Source organism: Salegentibacter sp. T436 (assembly GCF_001932675.1).
Taxonomy (GTDB): domain Bacteria; phylum Bacteroidota; class Bacteroidia; order Flavobacteriales; family Flavobacteriaceae; genus Salegentibacter; species Salegentibacter agarivorans.
This window is the reverse complement of sequence record NZ_CP012872.1, coordinates 3,518,574-3,536,849: the sequence shown is the minus strand read 5'-3', so window position 1 is coordinate 3,536,849 and position 18,276 is coordinate 3,518,574. Positions and strand designations below refer to the sequence as shown.

Here is an 18,276-nt window from a genome sequence, read left to right as displayed (position 1 = left end):
TTATTTTGTAATAGCCTTTAATTAGAAATTATAATTAATAAAAATCGTAAAATTTCTACCCGGTTCGGTGATTGGTTGACGGGTGAAATCTGCCTGGTTATTAAAAGCGAAATTTAAATGGTTATAATAATATTTATCAAAAACATTTAGGATTCCCACACCAATATTTAGGTTTTTAATAGCGGTAGTTCCGGCTTTTAGATCCATTAAACTATAACCTGGAGTTCTGGTCTCTCCAAAGGAAGGAGCAATATTCTCCTGATCTGCGGTGATGTTGTAATAAATCCCGGTCCAGAACTTAGAATTTTCATATTCTACTCGTGATCTGCTCACCAATGGTGGAGAAAGCGGTAGCGACTCTTCAAGATCTTCGTTTTGGGTGTAAGTATAAGCCAGGCCTGTGCCCAGTTTAATACCGGACTTAAACACCAATTCTCCCGAGAGTTCAAAACCTGTCTTGTAGGCTTCATCAAGATTTCTAAACACTTTTGGATGCACAGGCGGTTGAGTTGGCATATTCTTTCGAGTTAAGCTTTCATCTACTAAACCAACGATATAATTCTCATAAATTGAATAAAATGCACTTACAGAGAAGTTGAAATTTTTCAGGGTTCCGATATATACCTCTTTTCCTTTAAAGCCCAGTTCGAATTGATTATTCACTTCAGGTTTCAGATTAGGATTTCCTACATATTCATAAGGATCTCTTCCAATATTGAAAAATGCAATATAGCGTTCTTCCATATTTGCCGGCCTGGCACCTCTTCCGTAGGAGAGCTCCAGGGAATAATTCTCTTTTAATAGGTGTTTATAGGCTACAGTTCCACTAAAAAGTTGTTCGTTGCGCTTTCCAATTTCCGGGTATAATTCAGCAAAACTTTCCTCTGGGTCACGGCTTTCTGAAACAATATGATCTATACGAGCTCCAAAATTAAAAATGTTTTTCTTGTTGAGTATAAACCTGGTTTCGGCAAAAACACCATAATCATTTATATAGCTGTCCTGCCAAACCTTATCCTTGACTTCCATAGGCATTGCTAAAGCTTCGCCGGTCATATTCATTTTAACCAGGCGTTCTCTTTGCCCATCACGAGAGAGATTTGTAACATCTATTCCAGAAAATAGCCGCCACTTGTTGTTAAGTTTCCATTCGGCTTCTAGTTTTCCACCATAGGTCGTTGCCTTTACCATAGAAATTGCTTCAATTCGATTAAAAGAAGGACGCTTGTAATTGTCCATAATATGGTCTACAAAAGAGTAGTAGAGCTTTGCAGTTAAACCTTTAAATTTTCCCGCCTCAGCCCTGTACTTATAATCCAGGCTAAAAATACTGCTATTATCTTCATCGGTATCCATCATTAATCCTGCGTGTTTTACATCGCGACCAAAGGATTGCCGAAAGCCTGCTTTTAACCTATTACTTTCGTTAAAAGAATAACCTGCTTCCAAATTATAACCCAGGCTTCGGAAGGAGGAAGGAATGCTTCTTCCTTCTCCATCTTCATAATTGCCATAATCTCTTTGGCTAAAATTTCCTGATAGATCCCATTTATTTAGGCGGCCTTCCAGTTGAACCATATTTACCATAGAATTCCCGTTACTTTCGTATCCCGAAGAAACGCTGCCGGAAAATGTATCTGTGGTTTCCACTGCATTGTCGGTTACCAAATTAATAATTCCACCAGAAGTATTTCCGTATCTAACGCTAAAAGGGCCTTTAATGATCTCAATTCTACTAACTTCCTCGGGATTTACCAGGGTGGTAATGGGATCCATGCGGCTTGGGCAGGCGTGCATTGCTTTAGTACCACCGTCAAACTGAATGTTTAATTGTTCATACTGGCTGGCACGCATACTGGGATCCATAGCGTAACTACCTCGTTTAATAAGTGAAAACCCGTTGATATCGCTAAAAAGCTCTCCGGCATTTTTGGGTTGTACCACTTTGTCTCTAAAATTAGTTTTTACCAGGCTCTGTGCTGGATCTATTTGTGGATTTCCCAGGAGAAGGATTTCACTAATTCTAAAAGTGAATCTTTCCAGGTAGATAACCTCACCCGGTTTGAGGTTTGAAATATTTTGTTTTCGGTATTTTAAATGACTTATCTGAAGCGTATCTTCTTCAGAAAAATTTATAAAAACCTCTCCATTTTTGTTGCTCACAGCTGCTCTACTACTGCCTTTAACCTGTATAGTTGCATCTTTTATAGGTTCCATACTAAATTCATCTACAAGACTTATTTTAGACTGCGCTTGTAGTAATAGGCTAGAGGATAGGAATAATAATATGCTTAAAATTCTCATTTAATTCTATTTAAAAATTGATATAAGTAGATTGTATCCGCCGGTTTTTACCGATGGATTTTTATGATAAATCTGAAAAAATTAAGCTTTAAGAGAAGGTGGATGGAAAGACTTTGGTAAGTATTGGTAGGTATAATTATTTAAATAAGCTACTGGAGTTTTTTCTTCTTCTGAAAATTGAAAAACTTCCAGTTGTTGCATTGGGTTGAAAAAGAGAACTACCTGCCGTTGTAAAAAATCAAGATGTGTTGGTTTCTCTTTGGTGGTAGAATCTTTACTTAATTTGGAGATTTCACACTTTCCATTACATTCCATTTCTGGTTTGTCTGTATTAACACAGAATAATTCAGTAAAACTTGAATTATTTACCAGGTAGAAGCTTATCATAAAACCACTCTTTATGCTGTTAAACAGCATAACTAACGTGAATAGTAAAATGATAAATGTGCTTCTTCTTTCCATTTAAATGCAAAGATAAATGTAATTGTAGGTAATGGAATGTGACTTAAATCACATTGGAGCCGAATTAATGTTAAATTAAAAACCCGGTAAACTATTACCGGGTTTTTTGGCTAATCAAACTAAACTACAAACTATTATTTCTAAAACATTCCACCGCCTTCGGCTTCGTTGTCGTCTCTTTGTTTTCTTTTTAATGCCCTGTTTTTGCCACCGCCAAATCTATAGGAGAAACCTATATATACATTTTGGGTTTCACCTTTAAATCTTCCGGTTTGTGGTAGGGGACGGCCATTGGTAAAGCTGAATTCCTGCGTATCAAAAACATCGTTAAAGTTTAGGCTAAGCGTGGCTTTATCATCAAGAAAGGTGTAGCGCCCGCCAAGATTCATAAAATACATTGGGTCCATATCCATTTGAAGATTTTTAGCTTTGCTTCGGTAAAATCCGAATAACTGGAAGGTTAATTTATCAGTTGCTTTAAAACTATGATTGGTTCTAAAAGTCCAGGCGGTGTTATCGGTTTCCAAATACTCGGTGCCAACTACTCCTTTTAATCGCTGGCTGTATAATTCAAAATTGGTATTTGTGCTCCACCAATTGGTGAATTTATAATTGGATCCCAGTTCCAGTCCATAAGCATTATTATCTTCAAAATTGTCAAATTGCAGTAAAAGCGAACCTTCTTCATTAGGATCTTCTATAAAAACCTGGCTGATTTCATCATTAATATTTCTAAAGAAAACACCTGCAGTCAAACTTCCTTTCTTAGTAAATTTTCGGGTATAATTAAATTCAAGGGAATTGGTGAATTGCGGATCTAATTCTGGATTTCCGGAAACAGTTAACCTGGGTGTGCTTATCTCGCGAATAGGACTCACCTGGCCAAAACCGGGACGATCTACTCTTCGGCTATAACTTAATTGATAGGAATTTGTTTCATTTGGAGTAAAATTCAGGAATCCGCTAGGGTAAATATTAAAGTAATCGTCGTTAAAGACTTTTTCACCATTATAGATGGCATCTACACTAAAGTTTTCCAATCTTGCACCAACCTGATAAGACCACTTTTCAAAATTTTGTCCGTAAGTGGTATAAAACGAATAAATATCTCTTTTATACTGGTAGGTGGCATCGTTTAAAAAGTCGCTGGTGGTACTGTAATCATTATCGGTATCTGAAAGCCTGGCTTCAGCGCCAACCTCAAGTTTACTATTTTCTGAAAGGGGATTTTCATAATCTACGTTCGCGATAATATTTTCCCGGCTTCCATTCACATGGTCACGGTAAGCTGTGAAACCTTCGGTGTCTCCTTCAAAGTTAAAGATTGAATTTTCCTCTTCTTCAAACGTGTTATAATCTACTTCGAATATAATTTTATGCCCTTCTTTTTCAAACTTTCGGTCGTAAGCGAAATTGTAGGTGCTATTAATATTATTGAAATTTGCATTAAGGTTCTGCGCTAAATTAAGCTCTGAATTATTAGGATAAATAATTCTTAAAGCTCCTAACGGTCCACCATCGTAATGATTTTGGTTGGTGTAAAATGAAAATGTATTCTTGTCGTTAAGATAGAAATCTACCCCAACTTTGTATAAATAAGATTCTCTTCTGTTGGTAATATCAAAAGCCTGTCGGTAATTATCTTCTGTGAAATTAATTCTTCCAAGATTGTTGCGATCACCAAACTGAGCGCCAAAATTTCCGTAAAAGTTGAATTTTCCTTTCCGGTAATTCATATCAAGAGAACCGTTGTAACGGGTGTTCTCACCAATAGTAACACCGGTATTTAAATTTCCGTTGAAACCATCGTTGGCATTTTTATGCAATACTATATTGATGATTCCACTCATCCCTTCCGGGTTATATTTTGCCGAAGGATTGGTAATTAATTCAATGGTTTTTATCGAGGTTGAGGGAATTTGTTTTAACAATTGCGCAGGATCCATATTGGTTGGTTTCCCATCTATAAGAATACGCACGTTAGAGTTTCCGCGAAGCGCAATATTTCCATCCTGATCTACATTTACAGAAGGTACGTTATTCATAATTTCTGAAGCGCTGGCGCCGGTAGTGGTAAGGTCTTTCCCCACATTAATTACTTTCCTGTCTATTCGCTGCTCTATGGTGGTACGCTCTGCCACCACGGTAACACCGTCTAGCATCGCAACATCTGGTTCTAATTTAATCGTACCAAAATTATGAGAGCTTTGGTCTTTAGTGATTTCTATTTGTTTAGAAAAGGTTTTATATCCCATAAACTGAACTTTAAACATATAAGCTCCGTTTGTGATCTTTTCAATATAGAAAGTACCATCGGCAGAAGAAGTATTGCCTGAAACCAGGTTTCCTTCCATATCTGTAATACTAATGGTAGCGTAGGGGATTGGTTCTTCCAGGTCGCCATCTATTACAGAACCCGAAATTTTGCCCACGGGTTCGTTAGCCATTGCAGTAAAACTGCTGATGCATAATGCTAAAATTAAAAATAACTGTTTCATTTTTTGATTGATTTTGATGATTAGTATGTTTAAAATAAATCCTTGTATTGCATAATACCAGAATGTTTCTTTTGGCAAATTCTTAATTTTGATGAATAAAACTTACCAGTTTTTGATTGACGAACGACCCCTTGAATGTTATACCTTATACTTTGTATTGCATAATAGATAAACGTGCATTTTCAAAAATTTTGATCTTTCCTCTATTATAAAGACGAGCAGAAAAATGAATTGTTACAGATTTTTAGAAAGAATTTTAAAAAAAGCCCGTATTTTAGAAATACGGGCCGCTAAAATTACGGGTTTACTAACCATCACATCTATATTCCCGCAACTAAGCTATCCTAAAGACTATAGGGAAGTATTTTTGTTACACTTGTCCTGAAACCTTAGATTTGTTATATGGAGAAAAAAACTTTAGTACTCGGCGCATCTCTTAATCGTTCCCGTTATTCTAATATTGCGATAGAACGTTTGGTAAGGTATAATCAACCTACAGTTGCTATTGGTTTAAGGAAGGGCGAAGTTGCAGGAGTAAAAATAGAAACCGAAAAAATTCCTTTTCAGGATATTGATACTGTTACCCTTTATTTAGGTCCGCCAAGACAGGAGGAATATTACGATTATATTGTTTCTCTAAATCCTACGCGAGTAATTTTTAATCCCGGAACAGAAAATCCTGAATTTTACCAAATTCTGAGAAAAAATAATATTGAAGTTGAAATTGCCTGTACTTTAGTGATGCTTGGTACGAATCAATATTAATCCCAACAGGGTTAGGAATCCGTTTAGAATTAGAATAAAGAACCCAAATTCAAACCCAAACCAAACCAGGCTGTTTATACTAATTAGATAGGATAAAACAGGCGCGAGAATTGCAACTATAGGCACTAGTTTATCCTTTACTTTAATATTGGTAAATAAACCAAGCGTATAAAGTCCCAGCAGCGGGCCATAAGTATATCCGGCAAATTCAAACAGTTTGTTAATCACACTTTTATCTGCTATCGCATATTTAAAAATTAGCATTACGGCTATGAATAAAATAGAGATTACAATATGAATTTGCTTTCTAATTCTCATTTGTTTGGCTTCTTCATAGCGTTTTTCAATATTTAAAATATCAATACTAAAAGAAGTAGTAAGCGCGGTTAAAGTACCATCGGCACTGGAATAAGCCGCAGCGATAAGTCCCAAAATAAAAAGAATAGCTACACCAATGCCTAATTCACCTCCCGTTGCAATTGCAGGAAAAAGCTCATCTTTAATCGCATCAATTCCACTCAAATCGGCGTATTGGGTAAGTAAAACTCCCAGAATAAGAAACATCATGTTTACAATGGTAAGTACAATAGTAAACGAAAACATATTTTTTTGTGCATCTTTCAGGTTTCTACAGGTTAGGTTTTTCTGCATCATATCCTGGTCGAGACCCGTCATTACTATCGCAATAAAAGCTCCACTTACAAATTGCTTAATAAAATGATCGCTACTTTTCCAGTCTTCAAAGAAGAAGATTTTTGTAAGTCCGCTTTCTGAAAGATGATTCATCATTCCCCCGGCCGTAATTCCTAATTCATCTGAAACCACAATTAAAGTTACTCCAAGAGACAACAACATAAAAAATGTTTGCAGGGTATCTGTCCAGACTACGGTTTTAATTCCGCTTCTAAAAGTGTATAACCAAATTAAGAAAATGGTTGCTGAAACGGTAGCGTAATATGGAACTCCTAATTCATCAAAAAGGATAAGTTGTAAAACATTTGCTACTAAAAAAAGCCTGAAACTAGAGCCAACTATCCTTGAAAGCAAGAAAAATGAAGCCCCGGTTTTATAGGAATATTTTCCGAAGCGGGTTTCCAGGTAAGAATAAATTGAAGTAAGATTTAATCGATAATAAAGCGGCAGTAAAATCAGTCCAATAACGGCATAACCCACGGTATAACCCAGAACTACCTGGAAATAACTAAAACTATCTGTAGCTACCGTACCCGGCAGGGAAATAAAGGTAACCCCGCTAAGCGAAGCACCAATCATCCCAAAAGCCACAATATACCACGGCGATTCCCGGTTAGCACGAAAAAATTCGGCATTACTACCCGCTCTACTGGAAAAGAAAGAAACTAAAAATAAAAGTCCGAAATAAGCGGCGATTAAAATTAAAATCTGGTAGGGCTGCATAGCGATGATTTTGTGAAGTGGCGAATTTACAAATTAAGCTTAAACTTTTACCCGCTTACTTAAAAGGAACGATGAAGAACCTCCAGGCAGGCTCTAAAGATTTGGATCTGAAAATTGTTTTTCCATTCTGGCCGGCTGGTAGATTTAAATCTAGATTATCGAGTAAAAATCATAAATTCGCAGTATGGATTTTTCTTCAAAACTATTGGAACAGGCTGTAGATGAGATGTCTCAACTTCCGGGCATTGGGAAGCGTACCGCTTTAAGGCTGGTATTGCATATGCTAAAACAGCCCGAATCGCAGACCAAACAACTGGCAGATGCACTTACTAAATTAAGAACCGAAATAAAACTTTGCAAAAACTGCTACAATATTAGCGATACAGATTTGTGTGCTATTTGCGCTAATCCTTCCAGAAATTCAGAAATTGTTTGCGTGGTAGAGGATATTCGCGATGTAATGGCTATTGAAAACACCGATCAATACCGGGGGCATTATCACGTTCTTGGGGGCAAAATAAGTCCGATGGATGGTATTGGCCCTTCTCAGCTTAGCATAAAACCTTTAATAGAAAAAGTACAGGCAGGAAAAGTAGAGGAGATCATTTTTGCTTTAAGCAGCACGCTGGAAGGAGACACTACCAATTTTTATATTTACAGGCAACTGGAAGGTATCGGTATTAAAACTTCAACAATAGCAAGAGGAATTTCGGTAGGAGATGAACTGGAGTATGCCGATGAGGTGACTTTAGGAAGAAGTATTACCAACAGGGTTCCGTTTGAAAATTCTGCTAAAAATTGATATCTTTAAGTGAGCTTCGCGCTAAAAAATAAACAGATGGAAATTTCAGCATTTAAAAAAGCGATTATTGAAAAGTTGGAGGGACTTAATGAAGCTCAATTGCTTCAAGTTAAAGAGTTACTTGAAAATTTTCATCACCAAGAAAATATTGAGGAACCGCAAACCGATTATCACCATGAGGAGTGGGATTTAATGCCTGATTAGCAAAAGAAAAGAATTGAAGATGCTGAAAAAAGTTTAGGTAGTGCAGCAGGAGCTCCTCATAAAGAAGTTGCAAGAAGAGTAAAAGATAAATATGACTTCTAAAAGGGAAGTTATTTGGGCTGCTTCAGCCATAAAAGACTTAGACAATATTCTTGCTTATCTTGAAAATAATTGGAGCAAAACAGTTAGTGAAAATTTCTTTAATACCTTAGACCATTCGGTAGAGTTAATTAAGTTAAATCTTTATCAGTTTCCTGCACTCTCAAAAGAAAAGAGGTTCTATAAATGTGTGGTAACAAAGCATAATTCTATTTTTTATAGCGTTCCAAATCAAACTCTTATTAGGATTCTCCATGTTTTTGATACACGATAGGATTCCGATAAACTTCCACTTAATCAATAATATTTCTACTGAAAAATTTAGTTTCAGCTTTTGAAATTGTAATTTTACCCAGGTGCGAAAATATTTTCTGAAACAGAAAATTTATAACGAAAATTCATTTTATTGATTTTTTAATACTTTTAAAGTTGAATTTTCATTAAATTCGCAAGCATAAACCTTAAAATAAGCTTTCAATTATAGATATGGCAAAGTTTGAACTTAAGCTACCAAAAATGGGCGAAAGTGTCGCCGAAGCAACTATTACCAACTGGTTAAAGGAAGTTGGAGATACCATTGAAGCCGACGAGCCGGTATTGGAAATCGCTACCGATAAAGTTGATAGCGAAGTTCCCAGCGAAGTAGAGGGGAAATTGGTAGAGAAACTTTTTGAAGCCGATGATGTAGTACAGGTAGGCCAAACCATAGCTATTATTGAAACTGATGGAGAAATCCCAGCCGGTGCAGGTGATGATGAATTAGATCTTGATCTTGACGATGAAAGCGAAGAAGAGGAGTATGCTGACGAAGTAGCTGAAAGTGTAGAGTTTGCAAAAGAAACTGCGGGAAGTAAAGATTTTTCTGATGCTTCTAGGTTTTACTCTCCACTGGTAAAGAATATAGCAAAAGAAGAAGGTATAGACCTTGACGAGTTAGAAGAAGTAGAAGGTACCGGTAAAGATAATCGGGTGACTAAAGATGATATTTTAGCTTACGTTGAAAACCGTGAGAAAGGAACTTCTGCCAAGCAAAAGCCAAAAGCAAAACAGGCACCTTCTGCAGATACCGGAAAAATGGCCAGCGCCAAAGCCGAGTCTGAAAAAGTAGTTCCTTCAGGAGAAGACGAGATTATAGAAATGAGCCGAATGGGTAAAATGATCGCACACCATATGGTTGATAGCGCTCAAACTTCAGCCCACGTTCAATCTTTTATCGAAGTAGATGTTACCAATATTTGGAACTGGAGAAACAAGCACAAAAACGATTTTCAGAAAAAAGAAGGAGAAAAACTTACGTTTACTCCAATTTTTATGGAGGCCGTGGCAAAAGCTATTCGTGATTTCCCATTGATCAATATCTCGGTAGATGGCGATAAGATCATTAAGAAGAAAAATATTAATCTTGGGATGGCTGCAGCTCTTCCAGATGGAAACCTAATAGTACCGGTAATTAGAAATGCCGATCAGCTTAACCTTGTTGGCCTTGCTAAAAGGGTCAATGACCTTGCTAATCGGGCACGCCAGAATAAATTAAAGCCAGACGATATTCAGGGGGGAACTTATACCGTAACCAACGTAGGAACTTTTGGAAGTATTATGGGAACTCCTATAATTAACCAGCCGCAAGTTGCAATTCTTGCCCTGGGAGCCATTAGAAAAGTGCCGGCTGTTATAGAAACGCCAGATGGCGATTTTATTGGAATTCGTTATAAGATGTTCTTATCTCACAGTTACGATCACAGGGTTGTAAATGGAGCGCTTGGAGGCCAATTTGTACAACGTGTAGCCCAATATCTTGAAGGATTTGACAAAGACCGGGAGATATAAATTCAAAGAAATTCAAAGAAAAAACCGGCTAAGATTAGCCGGTTTTTTTAGCCGTCATCCTGAACTGGTTTCAGGATCTAAGATGTTGGTATTTCAAACGTATTAGAAGCTGAACATCCCGAAGCTTCGGGACAGCTTGACGATTTTTTTAGTTTTTCTGCTTTCAAAGATTCTTTACGTAGTTATTTAATAGGTTTAAAGCAGGGTGCTCATCCGGGCTTTGGTAATTGTCAAAAAGCTGCGCTGTTTCCAGGTCTTTATAACCAAGAATTTCAAAAGCTTCATCTTTTTGTAGCTTTTTAAACGCCATAGACCATTCAGAAAACGCGCGTTTTTCACTAAAACCTGAGTCTATTTCAGTTACACTTTGGTGACGCCTGTCTTCAGCAATCTTATTATATAGGCTATCAATATTCTCCTCTTTTCCTTCCAGGTATTGAATAAAGCTTCCGTGGAAATAGATTAGCATACCTGTTACCTCAATTTCGCTATTGCGAGTTCGGGATTTACTTAGAAGTTCCTTTAAATCATTATCGGTAATCACGTGACTTTGCCTGCTTACGTATGCTAAGTATTTAAACATCCTGTTATTTTTTAATATATTCAAAGATAAAAAATGTTATTAGGTTTAGTTGAAGGAATATTTAGTGATTTAAAAGGGATTAAGATTGTATATCCAATAATGTGTTCTAATATTCAAACTTCTGTCAAATTAAATTTTTTACGGCTGTAAATCTTTATTTTTCAAAACTTGCTTAATAAGTCAAAGCCCATAAATTATAGTATATTTACCCCCAAAATCAAGCTCCTTTATGGAATTAAACCTAACGAGACCCATTTGTTTTTTTGATCTCGAAACCACGGGAACAAATGTGGCAAAAGACCGTATTGTAGAAATCGCTATCCTTAAAGTTTTTCCTAACGGAAACAAGGAAAGCAAAACCTGGCTGGTAAACCCAGAAATGGCTATTCCCAAAGAAGTGGTGGCAATTCACGGAATTTCAGACGAGAAAGTGGCTAATGAGCCCACGTTTAAAGAACTTTCCTCCCAGGTGCACGATATGATTAAAGGTTGTGATCTAGGTGGTTACAATTCCAATAGATTTGATATTCCTTTACTGGTAGAAGAACTTCTACGCGCCGGGATAGATTTTGAAATGAAAAACGTGGTGGCTGTAGATGTACAAACTATTTTTCATAAAAAAGAACAAAGAACTTTGGCAGCCGCATACCAGTTTTACTGCGGAAAAGATCTTATAGATGCCCATAGTGCTGAAGCAGATACCACGGCAACCTACGAGGTTTTAAAATCGCAGTTAGATAGGTATGACGATTTGCAAAATGATATGAAATACCTTGCCGATTATTCTGCGAGGAATAAATTTGCAGATTTCGCCGGATTTATCGCGTATGATAAAAAAGGAAACGAAGTTTTTGCTTTTGGAAAATACCGTGGTAAAAATGTAGAAAAGGTGTTGGAGGAGGAACCGGGTTATTTTGGATGGATCCAGAATGCCGATTTTCCACTTTATACCAAAAAAGTACTTACCGCTATAAAATTGAGAAAATTAAATACCAAGTTGAAATAATTTTTACCAGGCCTACTTATGAAAATAATTTGCATTGGCAGAAACTATACCGATCATATTTCTGAATTACAAAATGAAAAACCCGAAGATCCGGTAATTTTTCTGAAACCAGATACTTCTATTTTATTAAAAAAACAGCCCTTTTTTATCCCTGATTTTTCTAACGATGTTCATTATGAAGTTGAGGTTTTGGTGAAGATCAAAAAAGTAGGAAAACATATTCAGGAGAAATTTGCGCATAAATATTATGAGGAAGTTGGCCTTGGGATAGATTTTACCGCCAGAGATCTTCAGCAAAAATTAAAGGACAAAGGATTGCCCTGGGAAAAAGCAAAAGCTTTTGATGGAGCTGCGGTAATAGGAGAAAAATGGTTGCCCAAAGATGCGGTTGGCGATATAAATATGCTTAACTTTAGTTTAGAAAAGAACGGGGAAACCGTTCAAAAAAGCAATACCCGATTGATGCTGTGGAAAATAGATGAGCTAATTGCCTATATTTCACAGTTTTTTACTTTAAAAATAGGTGATGTTATCTTTACCGGGACCCCGGCCGGTGTTGGCAAAGTAACGCCAGAAGATAGATTAACCGGATTTTTAGAAGACAAACAAATCTTTTCAATTCAAATAAAATAGTACTATGAGCAACTACGATTTAAGTGAGGTTAAAGAAATGGCCGGTGGCGACGAAGATTTCATGAAAATAGTGGTACAAACCTTTTTAGAAGAAATTCCGCCAGATGTAGAAGCGATGAACGAGGCTATTTCTAACGATAATCCTGATCTTGCTTATCAATTTGCCCATAAAATGAAACCTAATTTACAGCTGTTTGGCCTGGAACTTATGGACGAGGTAAAGGTGATTGAGGCCTGGGCAAAAGCCGGGAAAAAGAAAGACGAAGTTCCCACCGCGGCATCTAAAATCACCAAGAAAGTAAATGTGGCCAGCATTGCCCTTAAAAGAGATTTTGAACTGGAATGAAAGCAGAAATAATTACCATTGGAGATGAGATTCTAATTGGCCAGATTATAGATACCAATTCAGCTTTTATCGCTAAAGAATTAAACAAAATTGGTATTTCGGTAAAACAAATTTCTACGGTAGAAGACGAAAAAAGTCATATCCTGGAAGCTTTGTACGAGGCTAAAAACCGTGCCGATATCATAATTATTACTGGCGGTCTTGGGCCTACCAAAGACGATATTACCAAAGATTGTTTATGCGAATTTTTCAATGATAAACTCGTGAAAAACGAGGAAGTACTCAAGCATATAGAATTTCTTTTTGATAAATATATAGAAACTCCAATTTCCGATTTAAACCGAAAACAGGCCATGTTACCCTCTAAAGCCCTGGCTTTAAAAAATAAGTATGGTACAGCAGCAGGAATGTGGTTTGAAAGCGAGGAAAAAGCTTATATTTCTTTGCCAGGCGTTCCTTTTGAAATGAAAGCGCTCATAGAAGATGAAGTTGTGCCTAAGCTTCAGCAAACGTTTAAAAGGCCGGTTATTCTGCATAAAACCGTTTTAACCTACGGGATGGGAGAAAGCGCCATTGCCGATAAAATTGAAGATTGGGAAAACAATTTCCCGCCATACATTAAACTGGCGTATTTGCCCAACCTGGGCAGGGTGCGTTTGCGTTTAACTGCGAAAGGCGATAACGAAGAACATCTTAAAAACAGTGTAGAAAGCCTTATTACCGATTTGCACGGGATTATAGGCGATATTATTGTTGGGTATGAAGACGATGAGCCTATAGAAATTCAAATTTCAAGATTATTACTAAAAATTAATGCCAGTATATCCACGGCGGAAAGTTGTACCGGTGGGAAATTGGCCAATTTATTTGCCACACCTCCCGGCGCATCAAATTATTATAAAGGCAGCGTGGTAAGTTACGCCACGAGTGTTAAAGAAGATATTTTACAAATAGATAAAAAGCTAATAGAAGAACACTCGGTGGTGAGTGAGGAAGTGGCAATGGCTATGGCAAAAAATGTGAGAGATCTTTTTAAAACCGATTATGCCATTTCTACCACCGGAAATGCAGGGCCGGCAAAAGGAGACAGCGATGCCGAAATTGGTACTGTTTTTATAGGAATTGCCGCCCCAAATAAGGTTTATGCTAAAAAATTCATCTTTGGGAATCATCGGGATAAAGTAATTGGGAAGGCGGTAAACAAAAGCATGGAAATGATTCGGGAAGAGTTATTTCAGCAAATAAAGACCTATCCTTAATCACATTTTTTAGTTTTAAAGTTTTGAAATCACCTACATTAAGGTTTGAATTTCAGTATTTTAAATAGTTTTTGCTTCAAAAATGGCTAAATTCGCAAAGCGAAAAAGTTTGTTCGCTTTCTAACACAACGAAAACAGGGAGTTTTTAGCTAAGAAATAGACTTGATTTCCATATTTCAAAAAGCTGGAATATTTTTTTAAATTAATATTGTTTGTTAGGTGAAAAAATCGTTAATTTGCAGCCTGTTTTGAAATAACGAGAAAAGAATAGAGCAATGTCAAGAGTTTGTGAACTTACTGGTAAAAGAGCGATGGTTGGGAACAATGTTTCTCACGCTATGAACAAAACCAAACGTAGATTTAATGCCAATTTGGTAAAGAAACGTTTTTTTATTCCTGAGGAAGATAAATGGGTCACTTTAAAGGTATCTACATCTGCACTTAAAGATATTAATAAAAAAGGCATCTCTGCTGTAATTAAAGAGGCAAGAGAAAAAGGATTTTTGAAGAAATAATCCTTAAGCATAAAAACACATTACAATGGCAAAGAAAGGAAACAGGGTACAGGTTATACTAGAGTGTACAGAGCATAAAGCTACCGGACAACCGGGAACTTCAAGATACATTACTACCAAGAATAAAAAGAATACACCGGATAGATTGGAGATAAAGAAATTTAATCCAATCCTTAAGAAAATGACGGTTCATAAAGAGATAAAATAATAAGTTATGGCTAAGAAATCAGTAGCATCGATACAAACAGGGTCTAAGAGATTGACCAAAGCAATTAAAATGGTGAAATCTCCAAAATCTGGTGCCTATACTTTTGTTGAACAAATTATGGCTCCGGAAGAAGTGAACGACTTTTTGAACAAAAAGTAAGCTAAGTAAACTTCCTTGAAAACATTTACAAAGCCGTCTGGATAACTCTAGACGGCTTTTTGTTTTTATTCAATAATCGAAATTTAAATGCTCCGGGATTTGTTTCGATATCGTAAATTAGTTCTTCTTAATGCTTCGTGGGCTTGCCTCGAAGTAATTTGCTTATATTTACAGCTGAAAATTTCGGGAAAACATTTCCGGAATTTGTTGATTTTAAACCTTCCAAAAAATGAGTTTATTTAAAAAGATATTTTCTAAAGACAAAAAAGAAAACCTGGATAAAGGGCTGGAAAAGACCAAAACCAGCTTTATGTCTAAAATGAGTAAAGCCGTTGCTGGTAAAACCAAAGTAGACGAAGAAGTTTTAGACGATCTGGAAAACGTACTGGTAAGCAGTGATGTTGGTGTGGCTACTACCATTAAAATTATAAACCGAATTGAAGATCGCGTAGCTCGTGATAAATATTTGGGTACTGAAGAGCTTAACAAAATACTGCGGGAGGAAATTGCCGGCCTGCTTTCTGAATCTGAAACTGGCGAAGCAGCAAATATCCAGTTGCCAGATGTAAAACCATATGTAATTATGGTGGTTGGCGTTAATGGCGTAGGTAAAACTACTACAATTGGTAAACTTGCTCACCAGTTTAAAAGCGCCGGGAAAAAAGTTGTTTTAGGGGCAGCCGATACTTTTAGAGCAGCGGCCATAGACCAGTTGCAAATTTGGGCGGATAGGACCGATGTGCCTATAGTGCGCCAAAAAATGGGCAGCGATCCTGCTTCTGTTGCTTTTGATACCGTGCAAAGCGCAGTAAAACAAAACGCAGATGTAGTGCTTATAGATACCGCCGGGAGACTTCACAATAAAGTGAATTTAATGAACGAGCTTACCAAAGTAAAACGTGTAATGCAAAAGGTGATTCCTAATGCTCCGCACGAGGTTCTATTGGTTTTAGATGGCTCTACCGGGCAAAATGCTTTTGAACAGGCAAAACAGTTTACAGCGGCTACAGAAGTAACTTCTCTTGCCGTTACAAAATTAGATGGTACAGCAAAAGGCGGCGTTGTAATTGGTATAAGCGATCAGTTTAAAATTCCGGTTAAATATATTGGTGTAGGTGAAGGTGTAGAAGATTTGCAGGTTTTTAATAAATACGAATTTGTAGATTCTTTCTTCAGACAGTAAGCTTATTTTTCGGTGTTAAGAAAATCGGTAGTTTATTGATTAATATTTCATTTAACCTCCAGTTTTTAAAATTATAATAAATGAAAAAACTTTTATTCCTTCTTCTGCTTCCCGCTTTAATTTCCTGCGGAAATGATAAAAATTCTGAAGCTGAAAATACCGAAACCCAGGACTCGCTAAAAACCGAAAAGGAAGAGGAATTTAAAGTTTTAGATTCAAAAAATATTTCCCAGGATTCTCTTTGGTCTCCTTTTGAAAACGATTTAGCAGAATTTTCTGAAGAAAAATATCAATCGATAAAACCGCTTATTTTCGATAAAAATATTCCTGAAATCCAGGAAGCAGTCAAAAAGGGGGAGCTTACTTACGAGGAACTTTCCCTGTTTTACTTATATCGAATTAAAAAAATTGACCGTGAGAATGAACTTTCCTTAAACTCGGTTATTTCTCTGAATCCAAACTTGCTGGAAGAAGCACGAAAAAAAGATAAGCAATTAAATAATTCAGCAGAAAATCATTTGATTAACGGAATTCCGGTTTTTTTAAAAGATAATATCAATACGCAAAATATGCCAACAACAGCGGGAGCTATTGCGTTGCAAAATAATCAGACCGAAGATGCTTTTATAGTTCAAAAATTAAAAGAAAACGGTGCCCTAATTCTTGGAAAAGCCAACCTAAGTGAATGGGCTTATTTCTTTTGCGGCGAATGCCCCAGCGGTTACTCTGCGGTTGGCGGACAAACCTTAAACCCCTACGGAAGAAAGATTTTTGATACCGGTGGTTCCAGTTCGGGTAGTGCAGTTGCGGTGGCGGCAAATCTTGCTCCTGTAGCTGTAGGATCTGAAACTTCAGGATCTATTCTTTCGCCTTCCAGCCAGAATTCGGTAGTAGGGTTAAAACCAACTATCGGTAATTTAAGTCGGGGTGGGATTGTGCCTATTTCCAGCTATTTAGATACTCCCGGACCTATGTCAAAATCAGTTATAGATAATGCAATTTTATATTCAGCAATGACCGGGAAAGATGTTGAAGATACGCTTTCAGTAGAAGTAGAGGATACCGATTTCAATTTTGAAAATACAAGTTTGGAAGGAAAACGATTTGGTGCTTTTAAACAATTAATAAAAGAAGATTCTCTTTACAAACTGGCGGTGAACGATCTAAGAAATGCAGGAGCCGAAATTGTAGAATTTGAAGCCGAAGAAATTGAGCTGGAAAACTTTTTGCGTTTGCTAAGCCTGGATATGAAAAAAGATCTACCCGAGTATTTTGAAAAATATGGTGGTAAAACAGGTTTTGCTTCGGTAGACGATATTGTGAAATTCAATTTAAAAGATTCTGTGAGCAGAATGCCGTACGGCCAAACCCTGTTTGATGGAATCTTACACGAGTCGGCTGATTCTACCAATCTTGATTCTATAAAGAATGATTTAAGCGAGAAAGGAAAAAAGTATTTTGATACTCCCATGCAGGAACACAATTTAGACGGAATTTTATCCATAAATAATTATCACGCTGGTTTCGCCGCGGTTGCTCATTATCCCGCAATTACCGTTCCTATGGGTTATAACAAAGATGGCGTCCCAAAAGGTCTTACATTTTTCGCAAAATCATCTGAAGAAAATAAACTTTATCAGTGGGCTTTTGCTTACGAAAAGGCTTCCAAACGTCGACAATCCCCAAAAAATTACGAGTAAATGAAACAACGGAATTTGAAAGCGCTAATTAGCAAGATCATTTTGTTCTACAGCATATTTTATGGCGCTATGAAGATTATTGCCGTTTTATTTCAGGACGCTTGGCCCATGCCAAACCTTATTATGGCAATTCCATTTGTGATTTTTGCCGTTATAGGCGGGATTATGCTTAAACGCGATACTTATTCCTGGGTTTATGTAGCTGCAGGGGTAATTGTAATAAGTATAGTTCGGTATTACGAAATGCAATGGCTGCAGCAATTGCACCAGTATTTTAATTAAAGTATGTCCGTTTTTACTCATATGG

Annotated in this window: 20 protein-coding genes; 15 read left to right on the top strand and 5 right to left on the bottom strand. The window is 36.8% G+C overall.

Annotated features, from left to right (window positions below; genetic code table 11):
- Positions 1–21: 21 nt before the first annotated feature.
- From AO058_RS15725 to AO058_RS15715, 3 genes are all read right to left on the bottom strand, one after another.
- Positions 22–2,304, bottom strand: a complete 2,283-nt coding sequence (locus AO058_RS15725; protein WP_075327406.1) for a TonB-dependent receptor — start codon at positions 2,302–2,304, stop codon at positions 22–24.
- A gap of 81 nt (positions 2,305–2,385) precedes the next feature.
- The gene (locus tag AO058_RS15720; RefSeq protein ID WP_075327405.1) at positions 2,386–2,691 is read right to left on the bottom strand and encodes a hypothetical protein; all 306 of its coding nucleotides are present in this window, start codon (positions 2,689–2,691) and stop codon (positions 2,386–2,388) included.
- A gap of 215 nt (positions 2,692–2,906) precedes the next feature.
- Positions 2,907–5,264, bottom strand: a complete 2,358-nt coding sequence (locus AO058_RS15715; RefSeq protein ID WP_075327404.1) for a TonB-dependent receptor domain-containing protein — start codon at positions 5,262–5,264, stop codon at positions 2,907–2,909.
- 402 nt (positions 5,265–5,666) lie between these two features.
- Here AO058_RS15715 and AO058_RS15710 point away from each other — a divergent pair, with 402 nt between their 5' ends.
- Positions 5,667–6,029, top strand: a complete 363-nt coding sequence (locus AO058_RS15710; protein ID WP_075327403.1) for a CoA-binding protein — start codon at positions 5,667–5,669, stop codon at positions 6,027–6,029.
- On the opposite strand, the gene AO058_RS15705 is transcribed toward AO058_RS15710, so the two are convergent.
- On the bottom strand, positions 6,000–7,445 hold the full coding sequence (locus AO058_RS15705; protein ID WP_075327402.1) for a sodium:solute symporter: 1,446 nt from the start codon (positions 7,443–7,445) through the stop codon (positions 6,000–6,002). The two genes, AO058_RS15710 and AO058_RS15705, sit on opposite strands and share 30 nt — an antisense overlap.
- 184 nt (positions 7,446–7,629) lie before the next feature.
- Between AO058_RS15705 and recR the strand changes: the two genes are divergently transcribed.
- From recR to AO058_RS15690, 4 genes are all read left to right on the top strand, one after another.
- On the top strand, positions 7,630–8,247 hold the full coding sequence (recR, locus tag AO058_RS15700) for a recombination mediator RecR (RefSeq protein WP_075327401.1): 618 nt from the start codon (positions 7,630–7,632) through the stop codon (positions 8,245–8,247).
- A gap of 36 nt (positions 8,248–8,283) precedes the next feature.
- Positions 8,284–8,451, top strand: a complete 168-nt coding sequence (locus tag AO058_RS18435) for a hypothetical protein (protein ID WP_156858152.1) — start codon at positions 8,284–8,286, stop codon at positions 8,449–8,451.
- Positions 8,452–8,542: 91 nt separating this feature from the next.
- The gene (locus AO058_RS15695) at positions 8,543–8,824 is read left to right on the top strand and encodes a type II toxin-antitoxin system RelE/ParE family toxin (RefSeq protein WP_075327400.1); all 282 of its coding nucleotides are present in this window, start codon (positions 8,543–8,545) and stop codon (positions 8,822–8,824) included.
- 212 nt (positions 8,825–9,036) lie between these two features.
- A complete protein-coding gene (locus tag AO058_RS15690) occupies positions 9,037–10,377 on the top strand; it encodes a dihydrolipoamide acetyltransferase family protein (RefSeq protein WP_075327399.1) in 1,341 nt (446 codons plus the stop codon).
- A gap of 163 nt (positions 10,378–10,540) precedes the next feature.
- On the opposite strand, the gene AO058_RS15685 is transcribed toward AO058_RS15690, so the two are convergent.
- Positions 10,541–10,960, bottom strand: a complete 420-nt coding sequence (locus tag AO058_RS15685) for a BLUF domain-containing protein (RefSeq protein WP_075327398.1) — start codon at positions 10,958–10,960, stop codon at positions 10,541–10,543.
- A 229-nt stretch (positions 10,961–11,189) separates the two neighbouring features.
- Here AO058_RS15685 and AO058_RS15680 point away from each other — a divergent pair, with 229 nt between their 5' ends.
- From AO058_RS15680 to AO058_RS15635, 10 genes are all read left to right on the top strand, one after another.
- Entirely contained in the window at positions 11,190–11,966 is a 777-nt protein-coding gene (locus tag AO058_RS15680) for a 3'-5' exonuclease (protein WP_075327397.1), read from the top strand.
- 18 nt (positions 11,967–11,984) lie between these two features.
- Positions 11,985–12,599 carry a fumarylacetoacetate hydrolase family protein gene (locus tag AO058_RS15675; protein ID WP_075327396.1) on the top strand — a complete coding sequence of 205 codons (615 nt, stop codon included), beginning with the start codon at positions 11,985–11,987 and terminating at the stop codon, positions 12,597–12,599.
- Between the two features lie 4 nt (positions 12,600–12,603).
- Positions 12,604–12,945 carry an Hpt domain-containing protein gene (locus AO058_RS15670; RefSeq protein ID WP_075327395.1) on the top strand — a complete coding sequence of 114 codons (342 nt, stop codon included), beginning with the start codon at positions 12,604–12,606 and terminating at the stop codon, positions 12,943–12,945.
- Positions 12,942–14,204, top strand: a complete 1,263-nt coding sequence (locus AO058_RS15665; RefSeq protein WP_075327394.1) for a competence/damage-inducible protein A — start codon at positions 12,942–12,944, stop codon at positions 14,202–14,204. The genes AO058_RS15670 and AO058_RS15665 overlap by 4 nt, the downstream gene beginning before the upstream one ends.
- A gap of 275 nt (positions 14,205–14,479) precedes the next feature.
- Complete coding sequence (gene rpmB / locus AO058_RS15660) at positions 14,480–14,719, top strand: 50S ribosomal protein L28 (protein ID WP_057480126.1); 240 nt, start codon at positions 14,480–14,482, stop codon at positions 14,717–14,719.
- A 25-nt stretch (positions 14,720–14,744) separates the two neighbouring features.
- Positions 14,745–14,927: a 50S ribosomal protein L33 gene (gene rpmG / locus AO058_RS15655; RefSeq protein WP_075327393.1), complete on the top strand. Its 183-nt coding sequence runs from the start codon at positions 14,745–14,747 to the stop codon at positions 14,925–14,927.
- A gap of 6 nt (positions 14,928–14,933) precedes the next feature.
- On the top strand, positions 14,934–15,086 hold the full coding sequence (locus AO058_RS15650; protein WP_075327392.1) for a DUF4295 domain-containing protein: 153 nt from the start codon (positions 14,934–14,936) through the stop codon (positions 15,084–15,086).
- A gap of 229 nt (positions 15,087–15,315) precedes the next feature.
- Complete coding sequence (gene ftsY / locus AO058_RS15645; protein ID WP_075327391.1) at positions 15,316–16,269, top strand: signal recognition particle-docking protein FtsY; 954 nt, start codon at positions 15,316–15,318, stop codon at positions 16,267–16,269.
- An 80-nt stretch (positions 16,270–16,349) separates the two neighbouring features.
- Positions 16,350–17,969 carry an amidase family protein gene (locus AO058_RS15640; RefSeq protein ID WP_075327390.1) on the top strand — a complete coding sequence of 540 codons (1,620 nt, stop codon included), beginning with the start codon at positions 16,350–16,352 and terminating at the stop codon, positions 17,967–17,969.
- Positions 17,970–18,251, top strand: a complete 282-nt coding sequence (locus tag AO058_RS15635; protein WP_075327389.1) for a hypothetical protein — start codon at positions 17,970–17,972, stop codon at positions 18,249–18,251. It abuts the gene before it with no gap.
- Positions 18,252–18,276: the final 25 nt, after the last annotated feature.

What these genes read in the sequence shown, in the direction of transcription:
- AO058_RS15665 (WP_075327394.1), top strand. Translation starts at nt 12,942, where the DNA reads ATGAAAGCAGAAATAATTACCATTGGAGATGAGATTCTAATTGGCCAG.
- rpmB (WP_057480126.1), top strand. Translation starts at nt 14,480, where the DNA reads ATGTCAAGAGTTTGTGAACTTACTGGTAAAAGAGCGATGGTTGGGAAC.
- AO058_RS15635 (WP_075327389.1), top strand. Translation starts at nt 17,970, where the DNA reads ATGAAACAACGGAATTTGAAAGCGCTAATTAGCAAGATCATTTTGTTC.
- AO058_RS15680 (WP_075327397.1), top strand. Translation starts at nt 11,190, where the DNA reads ATGGAATTAAACCTAACGAGACCCATTTGTTTTTTTGATCTCGAAACC.
- AO058_RS15670 (WP_075327395.1), top strand. Translation starts at nt 12,604, where the DNA reads ATGAGCAACTACGATTTAAGTGAGGTTAAAGAAATGGCCGGTGGCGAC.
- AO058_RS15685 (WP_075327398.1), bottom strand. Translation starts at nt 10,960, where the DNA reads ATGTTTAAATACTTAGCATACGTAAGCAGGCAAAGTCACGTGATTACC.
- AO058_RS15650 (WP_075327392.1), top strand. Translation starts at nt 14,934, where the DNA reads ATGGCTAAGAAATCAGTAGCATCGATACAAACAGGGTCTAAGAGATTG.
- AO058_RS15695 (WP_075327400.1), top strand. Translation starts at nt 8,543, where the DNA reads ATGACTTCTAAAAGGGAAGTTATTTGGGCTGCTTCAGCCATAAAAGAC.
- ftsY (WP_075327391.1), top strand. Translation starts at nt 15,316, where the DNA reads ATGAGTTTATTTAAAAAGATATTTTCTAAAGACAAAAAAGAAAACCTG.
- AO058_RS15705 (WP_075327402.1), bottom strand. Translation starts at nt 7,445, where the DNA reads ATGCAGCCCTACCAGATTTTAATTTTAATCGCCGCTTATTTCGGACTT.
- AO058_RS15640 (WP_075327390.1), top strand. Translation starts at nt 16,350, where the DNA reads ATGAAAAAACTTTTATTCCTTCTTCTGCTTCCCGCTTTAATTTCCTGC.
- rpmG (WP_075327393.1), top strand. Translation starts at nt 14,745, where the DNA reads ATGGCAAAGAAAGGAAACAGGGTACAGGTTATACTAGAGTGTACAGAG.
- AO058_RS15710 (WP_075327403.1), top strand. Translation starts at nt 5,667, where the DNA reads ATGGAGAAAAAAACTTTAGTACTCGGCGCATCTCTTAATCGTTCCCGT.
- recR (WP_075327401.1), top strand. Translation starts at nt 7,630, where the DNA reads ATGGATTTTTCTTCAAAACTATTGGAACAGGCTGTAGATGAGATGTCT.
- AO058_RS15675 (WP_075327396.1), top strand. Translation starts at nt 11,985, where the DNA reads ATGAAAATAATTTGCATTGGCAGAAACTATACCGATCATATTTCTGAA.
- AO058_RS15715 (WP_075327404.1), bottom strand. Translation starts at nt 5,264, where the DNA reads ATGAAACAGTTATTTTTAATTTTAGCATTATGCATCAGCAGTTTTACT.
- AO058_RS15720 (WP_075327405.1), bottom strand. Translation starts at nt 2,691, where the DNA reads ATGATAAGCTTCTACCTGGTAAATAATTCAAGTTTTACTGAATTATTC.
- AO058_RS15725 (WP_075327406.1), bottom strand. Translation starts at nt 2,304, where the DNA reads ATGAGAATTTTAAGCATATTATTATTCCTATCCTCTAGCCTATTACTA.
- AO058_RS15690 (WP_075327399.1), top strand. Translation starts at nt 9,037, where the DNA reads ATGGCAAAGTTTGAACTTAAGCTACCAAAAATGGGCGAAAGTGTCGCC.
- AO058_RS18435 (WP_156858152.1), top strand. Translation starts at nt 8,284, where the DNA reads ATGGAAATTTCAGCATTTAAAAAAGCGATTATTGAAAAGTTGGAGGGA.